Source organism: Bartonella sp. AC62GZZY (assembly GCF_042196525.1).
In the GTDB taxonomy this organism is placed as follows: domain Bacteria; phylum Pseudomonadota; class Alphaproteobacteria; order Rhizobiales; family Rhizobiaceae; genus Bartonella.
The window spans coordinates 67,884-80,907 of record NZ_JBHIQN010000007.1; the positions used below are offsets into that span (position 1 = coordinate 67,884).

General features: G+C 36.0%; 11 protein-coding genes and 3 pseudogenes. 8 read left to right on the forward strand and 6 right to left on the reverse strand.

Going from position 1 to position 13,024, the window contains the following annotated elements; genetic code table 11:
* Positions 1–4: 4 nt before the first annotated feature.
* From ybaL to ACFIML_RS05940, 3 genes are all read right to left on the reverse strand, one after another.
* On the reverse strand, positions 5–1,756 hold the full coding sequence (gene ybaL / locus ACFIML_RS05930) for a YbaL family putative K(+) efflux transporter (protein WP_375607184.1): 1,752 nt from the start codon (positions 1,754–1,756) through the stop codon (positions 5–7).
* A gap of 99 nt (positions 1,757–1,855) precedes the next feature.
* The gene (gene secD, locus ACFIML_RS05935; RefSeq protein WP_375687612.1) at positions 1,856–4,369 is read right to left on the reverse strand and encodes a protein translocase subunit SecD; all 2,514 of its coding nucleotides are present in this window, start codon (positions 4,367–4,369) and stop codon (positions 1,856–1,858) included.
* A gap of 91 nt (positions 4,370–4,460) precedes the next feature.
* Positions 4,461–4,838 (reverse strand): hypothetical protein, encoded by a 378-nt coding sequence (locus tag ACFIML_RS05940; protein WP_375610650.1) that lies wholly within the window; start codon positions 4,836–4,838, stop codon positions 4,461–4,463.
* A gap of 180 nt (positions 4,839–5,018) precedes the next feature.
* Between ACFIML_RS05940 and ACFIML_RS05945 the strand changes: the two genes are divergently transcribed.
* The 6 genes from ACFIML_RS05945 to ACFIML_RS05970 all read left to right on the forward strand — a co-directional run bounded on the left by ACFIML_RS05945 (position 5,019) and on the right by ACFIML_RS05970 (position 10,809).
* The gene (locus tag ACFIML_RS05945; RefSeq protein ID WP_375687614.1) at positions 5,019–7,394 is read left to right on the forward strand and encodes a mechanosensitive ion channel domain-containing protein; all 2,376 of its coding nucleotides are present in this window, start codon (positions 5,019–5,021) and stop codon (positions 7,392–7,394) included.
* Positions 7,388–7,660, forward strand: coding sequence for a hypothetical protein (locus tag ACFIML_RS05950; protein ID WP_375607180.1), 273 nt, complete (start codon positions 7,388–7,390; stop codon positions 7,658–7,660). The genes ACFIML_RS05945 and ACFIML_RS05950 overlap by 7 nt, the downstream gene beginning before the upstream one ends.
* A 569-nt stretch (positions 7,661–8,229) precedes the next feature.
* Positions 8,230–9,165: an outer membrane protein gene (locus ACFIML_RS05955; protein WP_375687616.1), complete on the forward strand. Its 936-nt coding sequence runs from the start codon at positions 8,230–8,232 to the stop codon at positions 9,163–9,165.
* 697 nt (positions 9,166–9,862) lie between these two features.
* Positions 9,863–10,051: a hypothetical protein gene (locus tag ACFIML_RS05960; protein ID WP_375687618.1), complete on the forward strand. Its 189-nt coding sequence runs from the start codon at positions 9,863–9,865 to the stop codon at positions 10,049–10,051.
* Complete coding sequence (locus tag ACFIML_RS05965; protein ID WP_375687620.1) at positions 10,048–10,395, forward strand: phage integrase central domain-containing protein; 348 nt, start codon at positions 10,048–10,050, stop codon at positions 10,393–10,395. Before ACFIML_RS05960 ends, ACFIML_RS05965 begins: the two co-directional genes overlap by 4 nt.
* Positions 10,396–10,530: 135 nt before the next feature.
* Positions 10,531–10,809 (forward strand): hypothetical protein, encoded by a 279-nt coding sequence (locus tag ACFIML_RS05970; RefSeq protein WP_375687622.1) that lies wholly within the window; start codon positions 10,531–10,533, stop codon positions 10,807–10,809.
* Between the two features lie 166 nt (positions 10,810–10,975).
* Here ACFIML_RS05970 and ACFIML_RS05975 read toward each other — a convergent pair.
* The 3 pseudogenes from ACFIML_RS05975 to ACFIML_RS05985 all read right to left on the reverse strand — a co-directional run bounded on the left by ACFIML_RS05975 (position 10,976) and on the right by ACFIML_RS05985 (position 12,211).
* Positions 10,976–11,195: pseudogene (locus ACFIML_RS05975) on the reverse strand (hypothetical protein).
* Between the two features lie 131 nt (positions 11,196–11,326).
* Positions 11,327–11,552 (reverse strand): annotated as a pseudogene (locus tag ACFIML_RS05980) (hypothetical protein).
* Positions 11,549–12,211: pseudogene (locus ACFIML_RS05985) on the reverse strand (lysozyme). The pseudogenes ACFIML_RS05980 and ACFIML_RS05985 overlap by 4 nt, the downstream one beginning before the upstream one ends.
* A 143-nt stretch (positions 12,212–12,354) precedes the next feature.
* Here ACFIML_RS05985 and ACFIML_RS05990 point away from each other — a divergent pair.
* Positions 12,355–12,579 carry an antitoxin MazE family protein gene (locus ACFIML_RS05990; protein ID WP_019224016.1) on the forward strand — a complete coding sequence of 75 codons (225 nt, stop codon included), beginning with the start codon at positions 12,355–12,357 and terminating at the stop codon, positions 12,577–12,579.
* On the forward strand, positions 12,579–12,902 hold the full coding sequence (locus ACFIML_RS05995; protein WP_375609602.1) for a type II toxin-antitoxin system PemK/MazF family toxin: 324 nt from the start codon (positions 12,579–12,581) through the stop codon (positions 12,900–12,902). The genes ACFIML_RS05990 and ACFIML_RS05995 overlap by 1 nt, the downstream gene beginning before the upstream one ends.
* Positions 12,903–13,024: the final 122 nt, after the last annotated feature.

Genomic DNA, 13,024 nt, shown 5'->3' on the forward strand with positions numbered 1-13,024 from the left:
CATTTTATGTTTTCTGTAAATTTTCATGATTGAGCATATTCCTTACAGATCTTCGTTCTGTTATATACTCTATAATGCCATTGGCAATTTCTTCATCATCTGTTACTACAACATCAGCACCTAAATCAATGAGATATGTTGTTTCTGTATCGGATAATGCATGTGTGATTATCTGGATATCTTTCTTCATATCACGGATATTCACGATACATTCTCCTACTTCAATGGTACTTCGCATTGTAATAACAACTTTATGTGCATTATTTATATTTGCTGCGTTTATTATTTCTTGTTGAATGATATTGCCACAAATAGCCTCAAAGCCATCTGCAATCGCTTTATCAGAGAGGCGTTTTGATTCTTCTACGATCACTATAGGTTCACCTCTATTCATTAAAGATAATGCAACATACTTACCGATACGACCATAGCCAATAATTACGATATGGTTATTTTTTAAGGTCATCGGTAAAAAATCTTGGTCAGGATCTTGTGGATCAATATCAATAATTGTTTGGGTATTTTGTGAGGATACAGAATTTTTTTCTAGACGTTTTTTAATTTTATTACAGGCAATGAAAACAAGAGGGTTGAGCAAAATAGAAAAAATTGCTCCTCCAAGAATTAAATCATGAGCGTCATTGTTTAAAAGTCCTAAGCTTAAACTTAAACCAGCAAGGATAAAGGAAAATTCTCCGATTTGGGCAAGGCTTGCAGAAATAGTCAAAGCTGTTGCATTAGAATAGCGAAAAGCCTTAACGATGAAAAAGGTAACAGCAGATTTTCCGATTACGATAATGAATAAGGTTGCTAAGAGTGGGAAAAAATGAGTCAAGAGTTTCTCTGGGTCAAATAACATACCTACAGAAACAAAAAAGAGAACAGAAAAAGCATCGCGCAGTGGTAAAGATTCTTCCGCAGCACGGTGGCTTAATTCTGATTCGCTCATGACCATACCAGCAAAAAAAGCACCAAGAGAAAGAGAAACTCCAAATAAATGAGCGGCTCCGAAAGCTACTCCTAATGCAATAGCAAAGACGCTAAGACGAAATAATTCACGTGATCCCGATTGTGCGCTCATTTTTAAAAGCCATGGGATAACGCGTCGCCCAATGACAAGCATAAGTGCGATAAATACAATCACTTTCAGGATGGTGAGACCAAAAATACCCCAAATACTTAAATCTAACCATTGAACAAGAGGATCCAACGCTTCTTTTTTTGTATTGCTGAGGGCACTTGCCAAGGAAGGGATGAGGACAAGTATAAGGACCATTGCTAAATCCTCAATAATCAACCATCCAACGGCAATGCGTCCTTTTTCTGTTTCAATAAGATGACGCTCTTGCAAAGCACGTAGCAGGATAACGGTACTTGCTATGGATAAAGCAAGACCGAAGATCAAACTACCACTAAAGCCCCATCCCATAATCAGACCAAGGCACAAACCTAGAAAAGTAGAAAATGCCATTTGTGCAATAGCAGCGGGGACAGCAATAGCTTTGACAGATAAAAGGTCTTTTAATGAAAAGTGGAGCCCAACACCAAACATCAACAAAATAATACCAATTTCAGCAAGTTGATTAATGATGACGGAATCTATTTTAAATCCGCCTGTATTGGGTCCCACAATAACACCAGCTAACAAATAGCCTACAAGGGGTGAAATACGTAAACGGCTAGCAATCATTCCCAAGAGAAATGCTAAACATAAGCCTGCAACAATAGTTGTGATAAGTGGTGTGTCGTGGAGCATGGATTATTTACTACTCTTGATCAAAAAGCGAATGAATGAAAACGACTATATTTCTATGAGAAGAGAGGCGAGATGTACCATACGCATTAAAGGGCATTTTTATTTCACTTTGATATTTGCACGATTATTTCGCTCACGCCACCAATTTCCTAGCAGGAGCAAAATAGGAGCAGCAATAAAGATAGAGGATGATGTTGCAATAATAATCCCAAAGACCATGGGTAATGCAAAATTATGAACAGCACTTCCACCCCATATCGCCATGGGGAGCATCGCAAGAATTGTTGTGGCTGATGTAAAAAAACAACGTACAAGAACCTGATTAATTGACAGATCAATCAGCTCACGCAACGGCATTTTTTTAAAAAGACGCATATTTTCGCGCATCCTATCATAGACGACAACTTTATCATTTATAGAATATCCAACAATTGTTAAGAGCGCAGCAATGGCTGTTAAATTAAAATCAAATTGAAATAAAGCAAAAAAGCCAATCATTTTTGTGGTGTCTAGAATGAGTGTGACAATGGCTCCAATGGCAAAGAACCACTCAAAGCGTAACCATATATAGAGAGACATGGCAATAGCCGCAAGAATAACAGCAGTAAAAGCAGCTGTGGCAAGCTCGCCTGAAATTTTTGGACCAACAACTTCTATTTGATCGAATGTGGTATCGGGATAGATATTTTGTACAGCTGTTTTGACCTTATCAATGGCGGTGGTTTGTTGTGCTTCGCCACCGCTTTGTTTCTGCATGCGAATTAATACGGTATTTTCGTTATCAATATTTTGCAAGGTAACTTCACCAATATTAAGAGTAGAAAGCTTGGAACGCAGGGTTGCTAGATCTGCTGGTCCTTTCGTGGTAATACTCATTTGGCTGCCGCCAATGAAATCAATTCCGAAATTTAAGCCAGGCTTAAAAAAGAGAAAAACTGAAGCTATTGATAAAACAATTGAGACGCCAATACCAATGAAACGTGCTTTCATAAAGTGGAAAGTTGTGTTTTGTGGCATGATGTTGAAAGCAGAATGAATATGCAGTTTTTTAATTTTCCATTTACGAACGATCCAAATCATGATGATGCGCACAATGGTGATATTTGTAAACATGGAGATGATAATACCAAGCAACATTGTTACAGCAAAACCACGAACTGGGCCTGTGCCAAACCAAAATAGTAAAACAGTGGCTATAATGGCTGTAACATTTGCATCAACAATGGTTGCAAAAGCTTGTTTAAATCCACGATCTAGAGCTGCAAAAGCACTCACGCCTTTTCGACTTTCTTCGCGAATACGTTCATTGATGAGAATATTGGCATCAACGGCTATACCGATGCCTAAGATAATACCAGCAATACCGGGCAGCGTAAGCGTAGCTCCAAGGAGACTTAGTGCAGCAAATGTTAAAATCGTATGGAGGGCTAGTGCTATATTCGCAATGAGTCCCCAAATGCGGTAGAGAAGAAAAATAAAAATTGCAACGAGAATAAAGCCAATTATGCCGGTATAAAGCCCCATTTGGATGGCATCAGCGCCAAGATTTGGACCTACGGTTCTTTCTTCAATGACGGTGAGTGGTGCGGGGAGGGAACCAGCGCGGAGCAGAGCAGCCAGAGTTGAGGCTTCTTTGGGGTCAAAGTTTCCTGTAATTTGACCTTGTCCATTGGGAATAACACTATTGATGGTAGGAGCGGTTAAAACCTTATTATCAAGAACAATGGCAAAAGGACGGTTAATATTTTGTCGTGTTATATCGGCAAATATTTTTGCACCAGCCGAATCTAGAGTAAATGAAATCATAGAACGTCCTGGCAATTGTGGATCAAAACCAGCACGGGCATCTTTCAGGACATTTCCATCTAAAGCAATTTGATCATAAATTGCATAGCGTTGCGTTTCATCAGTATATCCAGGAAGAATTGAAACACCTATCGGTGGATTATTGGGATCCACGTTAGAAGGAACAAGATGAAAACTCATTTTGGCAGTTGTTCCTAAAAGATCACGTAATTGTTTTGGATCTTGTAGTCCAGGCAATTGGACCATAATACGGTCATTTCCGACCTTTTGGATGGCTGGTTCTGAAACACCAACTTGATCTATACGGCGCCGGATGATTTCTAAGCTTTGTTCAATAGCATTGCTTATACGGTCTTTTATACCAGCTTCTGTTAATGTGACGCGGAGAGTTTCATTTTGAGTACTGATCGTGATGTTATGTTCTGTTGTGCCAAAGCTACTGTGTATGGGGGTTATTAATGTTTTCAAAGCAGAGACTGCTTTTTCAGTTTGCGATGGGTCAGAAATAAGGGCAATAACGCTATCTTCAACGATACGCACACTTGAGGTGCGGATTTGTTTTTCACGCAATACATTGCGCACATTGCTTAAAACGATGTGTAATTGATCGCGTTTCAACGTTTTGCTATCAACCTCGAGCAGAAGAGAAGAGCCTCCTTGAAGATCAAGACCAAGTGCCACACGGGTATTGGGTAAAAATTTCGAGTTGTTAACTTGTTCGTGTGAAAATAAATTGGGTAAGGCAACATAAATGCTGCTTAAAAGAATAAAACAATAAAGGGTAGTTAACCAACCAGGTGTACGCATGATATATTCCGTAAATAGGCAATCTAACAGTTATTCAAAGTTAAAAGCACAATTAAAATAAGATGATCGTTTTTATATTCAAGGAAGAGAATTAAGTGTGTTCATTGGGAGGAGCGCGTTTATTTGAGAAATATTGTGTTTTAACGTTACGAAATCGTGTGTCAACAGCTGGAATCTTTATTAAAAAGAAATCCAATGTTAGGATTTTTTGAAAGGTCCTGATAAAAATAGATTCTGTATGGAGTGTTACAAGTTTTTTGTTTTCAGTTGTGGTAACATTCACCTGATCACACTTATGATGTAAATCAAATCTATTCGTTTTAATGACATTATTGGTGTGCGATTGTTTGATTAAATAAGCACGCGTTTCTAGGTTGTTCGTCAAGAATACACCTAAACTGGATAGAAAAATCCAGGTTGTCAAAGGAAGAAAATCTTCTTTTTTGCAATAAAGGTGCAAAAAAAACATGCTAGAGTGCCTTCTTTAATCTTATTGAGTTCAGCTTATTTATCATTCTTTTATCTTATTATCAGTATTATAGGATAAGGGAAAGCTTTTATAAGATTATTCTATAAAAGTTGAAAATATCTACTTTATACCATATTTAAAAAAGAAAAATAAAATCCCTTTTGTGTTAATAAGGTAGATATGTATTCATTTTGTAGAAAAAGCATCCTCATACTTTTCCTTCTTTTGGGGATTATCTTTGTATTTAATTCTGGTGCATGGGGGAATAGGGGGGCACAAAATACAATTGTCGAACAAACGATAGCTTCTTATTCAGTTGATGAAATTATTAAACAACAACAGTTGATTATTGAGACTCTTGAAGAAAATACTGAAACTTTAAAAAGAGATTTTGACAGAAAGCCAGAAGATGAGCGTGCTTTAGAAGAATTACGGTTACGTGCACAAGATATCAGTGAACGTGCTATTGAGGCAGCATTTGTTTTGCGTCCTCCTCTTAATGAGATTAATACACTTCTTGATCAATTAATGGAGCTCCATCGTGACATAAAAAAACTGAAAAGCTCAGTGAAGGAATATTCCTATTTGATAGAGCAAAAAGCTAAAATTAACAGTATCATGCTTCGTTTTGAAGCAATTTTCTTAGCGGCAAATAGAATAGCGGAACTTTCTATTTCTCAATCTCGGGAGCTTTTTAAACGCACGCTTACGTATAGGCTTGAGTTTTCGATTCCGATGGTTAAACATCTCGCCCAAAAAACAAAAGAGGCTTCATCAGATTTTCTTGTTTTGTTAAATTCTTGGTGGAATTTTATATTTTACTTCAAGTTTTTACAACTAGTTCTTTGCTTTTTAATTCCACTTTTTATTACTTTAGGACTTTCGTATTTTTCTCAAAAAGTTCTTGTTCATGTGTATTGCCACTTTACGAAGTCTAATGAGGAAATATCTTATTTACAACGCTTATTGATCGCCTTTATTTCAGTTCTTTTACCTTCACTTATCTGTATTCTTTGCGTTTACCTTGTGTTGTTTTTGTTTCGTAGTTTTAACTTAGATCCAGGTAAGCTTACAACAGTTTTTGATATGATAGGTTGTCAAATTATTTTATTATTTTTAATCAATCGATTAGCTGTTGTTCTTCTATCATCGAATCGGCCCCATGTGCGTCTTCTCAGTATTGCACCATCGTCTGCTTATCAATTAGTGATTTTACTCACTTCTTTAGGGGGTATTTTGGCATTTGACGCTGTTCTTGATAGTATTTATCAAATCATTTCAGCGCCTCTATCTTTGACAATTGCTAAAAGTTTTATTGCTGTTTTTCTTGTAGCGATTTTGCTATTTATAATATCATTTGTACCTTTGCGGTTTAGACCTAGGCGTGTTCAAGAAGAAAAAAAAGAGCCATACTTTTGGCCATTTTATATACGCATTCCTCTTATTGGCTTGGGGTTACTGCTCTTTGTATTGAATTTTTTAGGTTATGTTGGACTTGCGCGTTTTATTACGCAGCAAATTATGATTGATGGAGCATTTTTAGTTCTCATGTATTTAGGAATACAAAGTGCTCAAGCACTTGGAACTAAAGACCAATTTATGAAAACAACGGTTGGTCATCTTTTGATGCAGAGGTTTCATTTAGAAGAAAAAACAATGAATCAATTGGGAATTTTTGTGGGCGTTTTTCTCAATTTATTTGTTGTTATATTTTGTGCAATGCCCATTGCTGTACAGTTTGGATTTTCCTATTCTGATTTAAAAGCAGTTTTGTGGCAGTTGGTTACCGGTTTTCAGATTGGAAATATTAGTCTTTCTTTGATTTCTCTTGTAACAGGAATTATTTCTTTTTGTGTTTGCTGGTTTCTTATTCGAAGATTTATTGGTTGGTTAGATAATGTGGTGTTGGTTCATGGAGAGTTCGATTCTGGTATACGTAATTCTATCAAAACAGTGATAAGTTATGGAGGCGTTGTTGTATCTGCTTTGACCGGATTATCAATGGCAGGTTTGGATCTTAGAAATTTCGCTCTTATTGCTGGAGGACTTTCACTTGGTATAGGTTTTGGTTTACAGAATATTGTCCAAAACTTTGTCTCTGGACTTATTATTTTAGTTGGAAGACCATTTAAAATAGGAGACTATATAGAATCTGGATCAGTAGGGGGCGTTGTTAAGCGTATTAGTGTGCGTGCAACGGAACTTGAGACCATTCAGCGTAAGACGATTATTATTCCCAATTCAAGCCTTATTAATAACAACGTTAGTAATTGGACACGACGTAATAAAGTAGGACGAATTGATGTACCAGTTACTGTATCATCTAAGGTTGCTCCAGAGCATGTTGCTGAAATTTTATTAGAGATTGCTTCTACGACAGAAGGCGTTTTAAAAAATCCTATCCCACAGGTGAGTTTTACAGCATTTGATCGTAAGAGTTTTTCCTTTAATTTGGCTATTTATGTGCCTAATATTACCTCATCTTCTCATGTAACCAATGCTCTTCGATTTAGCCTATATAAGCGTTTTGCTGAGGAAGGAATCTTAGAATGCTGAAATATACTTATATTTTTACTACAGTTATTCTATTAAGTATTTTTACCATAACAGCTTTTGCTGCAACAGTGAAAAATACTGATTTAAAGATACACTCTCTCATTATTGTTGAAGGAAGTGTACCTTTAAAAATTTCTTTAAATACGCATCAAACAATTACAATTTGTATGAAAGGATGTTTTATAACTTTTCCTAATAAAGACCGTTTTGCAATAAAAGCAGATGATAATATAGAAATCAGTAGGGGAAGAGCAATTTTTAAATAAAGTGATTGAGGACTTTTTTGAGATAATCTCTAGAAAGATAACGATATTTCACCTGTTAATAATCTCATACTTTAAAAGTAGTAGTATGATTTCAGTGTAAGATAGATGTAGTTTTTTATATACATAGAATCTACTTATATGTAAGCATATAGAGGTATTTTTATACTATTTTATATTTATAATATTTTTAATTAAATATCAATGTGCTAACAATAATTACATCATTTCAGAATTTTTTCATGAAAAAATGCTTTGAAATATTCTATTTTATGATTTTTTATGCGGTAATTTGGATAAAAAATGTGTTATATTTTCTCATTTTTAAAAATATAATAGACATTTTTATTAAAGATTTGTCATTTAAAGTATTCATTATTATACTGTTTTAATAGTTATTAAAATTTATTTGATAAAATTCAATTTTGATGTAATGATGTATTTAGTAGTGGTATATTTAAATGTAAATGTAAAGGAGTGCATGCGGTTTTTTGGTATAAAATTTTATAAAACTTTGTTTTTCTAAATGTGATTTTTAATTATATTTAAATTTAGCAATGGGGTATAATTTTATGAATACAAAATTTATAACAGCATCTGTTTTTTATTTGGTTTCATCTTCTATAGTACAGGCTGCAGATGTCGTAGTTCCTGAAGAGTCTGTACATGTTGCTTCAGAAGTTGCTTCTTCTTCACTTTTTTCTTGGTCAGGTTTTTATTTTGGGGGGCAAGTTGGAGGCTTTTCAAGTAAAATTTCTGCAAAAACGCCTTATGTTGATATTCCTCTCTATCCTGATGAGGAGAGTAAAAGTAAATCATGGATACCCATCGAGAAACAGCATATGCCAGATCTTTCTGGGTTTATAGGTGGTTTTTATGCGGGTGTTAATTTTGATCTCGGTAATAATTTTATTATGGGGATTGATACGGATATCATTTTAACGGAAAAAAAAGACACAAAAACAAGATTTCATGCAGATGAATCGAGTGCTGGTGGTTCGAGTCCTGAAGGAACTGATACTGGTACTGGAACTGATGCTGGTACTGAAGAAAATGGTAAAAAGAAAGAAAGTTATAAAAGGGCACAGTTTGACAAAGGGCGGGGGTCTAGCTTTTCTCGCTCTGGTACAGAGACTACAGAAGAAAAGAATAGCTTAACTTTTAATCATACTTTTAAACAAAAATGGACTGGAGCCACAAGGGTGCGTGTTGGGTTTTCTGCTCATCGTGTGATGCCTTATATTGCTGGTGGTGTCGCTTATGGACAATTTCAAGATGTTTTGTCGACAGTCATTACGGGATCTGAGCTTTTTAACAGGACATCGGATGCTACAAAAATGATGATTGGTTACACTCTGGGTGGTGGTGTTGATTTTGCAATGACAGATAATCTTGTTTTACGTGCGGAATATCGTTACTCAGATTTTGGTAAAAAGAAATTTAAAGACGAGATTGAAGTTAAGTATAAGACGAATGATTTTCGCGCAGGAATAGCTTACAAATTCTAGTTTTATAGGATAAAGGAGCTTAAATTTAAAAGGTCCTATCTCTTTGATAGGGTCTTTATTTTTTTAAATTGTATGCATTGTAAACACTATTTTATGGTGAAAAAAGGGAGCATTGACTTTAAGTGAGGATGAGGAGGTAAGGAAGAGTTACTCAGATTCTTAACTGTTAAGAATAAAAAATTTTTAGTTTACGAGGTGTGGTTGAAACATTTGTTAGCCAAGAAGGATTGCTTCGTCTTTCATATTATTACAGTTATCATATTCATAGTATCGTTATAGAATTGCAAACAGTAAACTTAAAGAGAGTTTTTACTATCTAAGTAATGAGAAAATAAAGAAAATTCATATAGAGTGATGTGGACGGCGTGCACGTTTGTGCACCAATTTTTTTTTCCTTAGAATTCTCTATAATATCACCTGATAGCGCAGTTTATCTTTTTTCTATTTAATAATTAATTGTTTTTATTTTTTTATTAAATTGCTTTTTATATATAATCTTGGCACCAGATGAAAGTGCTCCAAGCGCAATTCAAAAGGTGGTTTGCAGAATAAAAACACGTGATAGACTGTCTGTCTTATCTGTAAAAATCTATCTAAAGGCAAATATGCTGACAGAGCTGGTTTATGGCTTATCAAAACTACACCAGATCAAGGATGATGGGTTTTTAGGTTTGACCTCAATAAAAGACGATGAGAAATGGGATTAGGCTCTTGTCGCAATGTATCTTTAAAAGAAGCACTGTTCAAAGCTTTAGCCTGTCGTGATCTTTTAGATCAAAGAATTGATCCAATTCGGCGAAAAAAAAAGAAAATTTGCGTCGGGCAGGTGGGTATTTCTTTACGAGAAAATGCCTCTAGTACTTTTGAAGCGAAAAAAACGAATTGAAAAATCAAGGAAAAGCAGCAAGCTGGTTAACACCTCTTGAGTTACATGTTTTTCTTAAACTTGGTGATACGCTAATCATTGAACTGACGCAAATTGATATAAAAGGATGCATTTCTCCCATTTGGAAGATAAAAAACGAAACAGCAAGTAAAGCTCTATCCCGCTTGAATATAGCTATAAAACATGCGGCGGCACTTGGTATAGATGTGGATATGCAATTGATACCAAAAGCAAAAGCTTTATTAGGAAAGTTATTCAAAATACCCAAAATATTCCAGCAATGCTATGGAAAGAAATGTCTAAGTTTTTTCAATCTTAAAATGATGAGCTTGTATCACATCTAGCCTTAAAAATTCTTATTTTGACGGTTTTTTGTTTTATGCCAATCAGGCATATTCGATCAGAAGAGATTTATGGACCAATATGGATTATCCTAAAAGAAAATATGAAGAGAATTGTTGGAAAGGTTTCTGATTTTCATGTCCCGCTTACAGCTGAAGCGCTTGTTATTATTGAAAAAGCAAAAAAATGGTTTTTTATTTGTTGAGAGTTTTGGAAAGCCTATATTTGATGTAGCACTTTCTAAATTTATGAAAGACAAAGGTTTTAATTATAGACTTCATGGTTTCAGATCGATTCTGTGGGACTGTATAGCAGAGACAACGTCAACACCATTTGAAGTTGCAGAATCTGTTCTTGCGTATTCAGTTGGGAATTCTGTGACAAAGGCTTACATGCGGACGGATTTTTTAGAATAGCGCCGTGTCCTCTTAGAACAATGGGCGTCTTTTATATCTGGAGGGGCTTGATAATTGTTATGTCTATTGTCGCGTCAGATGTCTAAGAAACACTTAAGCGATTAGCGGATAGATTACGATATAATCTCTCTTTCCTTGCTTTAAAAGCGGGGAGGGGGTAAAGCTTTCAGTTTTTGGTTAGCCACTGTTTTATAATGTGCAAAGATATTGTCTATCGCATCCATAATAAGTGAAAAATCAAGGATAAGCAAAAAGAGGATGAATGCTATCCACTTCATCAAACGAGCATCATTTTCACACTTTGATAGGTGATGATGATTTATTGAAGCATTTCTTTTTCTGCTTCTGTAAGCTCTGTGTGTTTTTTGGATTTTTTTTCTAATCATGTTTCCATCCACACAAGCGTTCACCTAGATTATTGTGCTTTAAGATCTCTCTTACTAAGTTTGAGCTAATGGTGTTCAGATCTTGCCGGCTTAAATAAATAGGTAACCAACCAACACAAAAAGAAGCATATTTATTTGTTGCGCAACCAGTCAGAGAGAGCAGCACGCACATCAGCTTCACTTTTTTGTTAACTTCACTTTCCACCTCAAGACGGGTTGTGGCTGCTTTTAAAGCTTTTTCTGTTTGCTTTTGTTGTTCTGTTTTTTTCCCAAGAGTAAAGGCTCTTGCTAAGGCAATAAAAAAGCGGCTAAAGCCGCGCCTGTTAGCATCAGATTTCTTTTCATCCATAAGATCATAGACGATGCTCCTGAAAGCGTTTATCAACAAAGAAAATACCAGCACCTGCGGCTAAAACCATGATAGTGGCGAGCGCTCATTGCACTGGACCATTGCCTGCTAATAAGCCTCCAAGCCCAGAAAAAGAACCAACGACTGGTGCAAGGGCTTCTGCTTTGAAAACACCCGTTGGTGCTTGCGTTTCTACGGTTTGGTAGTTAGAGGAAACAAAAGCACCTTTCGCCCATAAGCCTGCTTCTGCTGCACGCCGATGTACAAGACCTTGCAAGCGTTTACCACCGGCTTTGGTCCATTTCTGTAATTCGGTTGGGATTGCTTCATATTCACCTTGATTGAGCTTTTTTAACAGTGTCGAGTTACAAAAGGCTCCTGTTCCTACATTATAGCAAAAGGAGACTAATGCCGCGAATTGTTCATCGGTTAATGAAACTGTAACAGCGCGTTCAACGACATTTTCAAATTTTCTTAAGTCTTGGCAAAGAAGTTCTTCTGCTTGCTTTTCCGTGATGGTCATGCCTTCGTAAATAAAAGGTTTTCCAGCATTGTTTGTATGTCCATAACCAATGGTCCACACTCCAATGGCATCTTTATAGGCATTGAGACGTAAACCTTCCCATTGTTTAATCAGTGCTAACCCTTCTGGTGATATTATTCTCATGTATTGCTCCTATAAAAAAGCCCCACAAAAGGTGGGGCAGATTGATAGATTAAAATTGTAATTATTGCGTTTTATTAAAAGTAGTGTTTCATGTAACTTTTTTCTATGTTATACGTTACATGAAACATAATGGAGATTTTGTTATGGCTACAATGCACGTCAATGAACGCGTTCAAAAACATCGCAACGCACAAAGAAAAGCAGGTTTGCGTTTAATGCAAATTTGGGTACCAGATACTCGCCAACCGAACTTTGCAGAAGAGTGCCGACGCCAATGTCGCTTAGTCGCAAAAATGGATAAAACAGATACATCTATGCAGTTGTTGATGGATCAATCTTTAATGGATGTTGATGGCTGGACAGAATAATGCGTGGATCTCTCGTCACAATAGCTATGCAAGGCGATTTTGGTAAACCAAGACCTGCGTTAATCATTCAAGCTAATCAATTCAGTGAGCATACAAGTGTAACGGTTTTACCCATTACTAGTACACTTGTTGATGCGCCATTACTCCGCATTACGATTCAGCCAAACGCTAAAAATGGTTTGCAAAAACCTTCGCAAGTCATGATTGATAAGATTATGACGGTAAGATGTGAAAAAGTTAGTCCAGCTTTCGGCTCCATTCATGCAGATAAAATGGTAGAAATTGAACGCTGTTTGGCTGTATTTTTAGGAATAGTAAAATAAAAATTGGATTTCTTTTTATCATCATAAAATAGCTTTGTTTATCTATCTTCCTCATCCATATGGATAACGCCTTTGCCTTCGTCGTATGCATTGGGTGGGGCGTTTGGGTCAAGGGTATCATC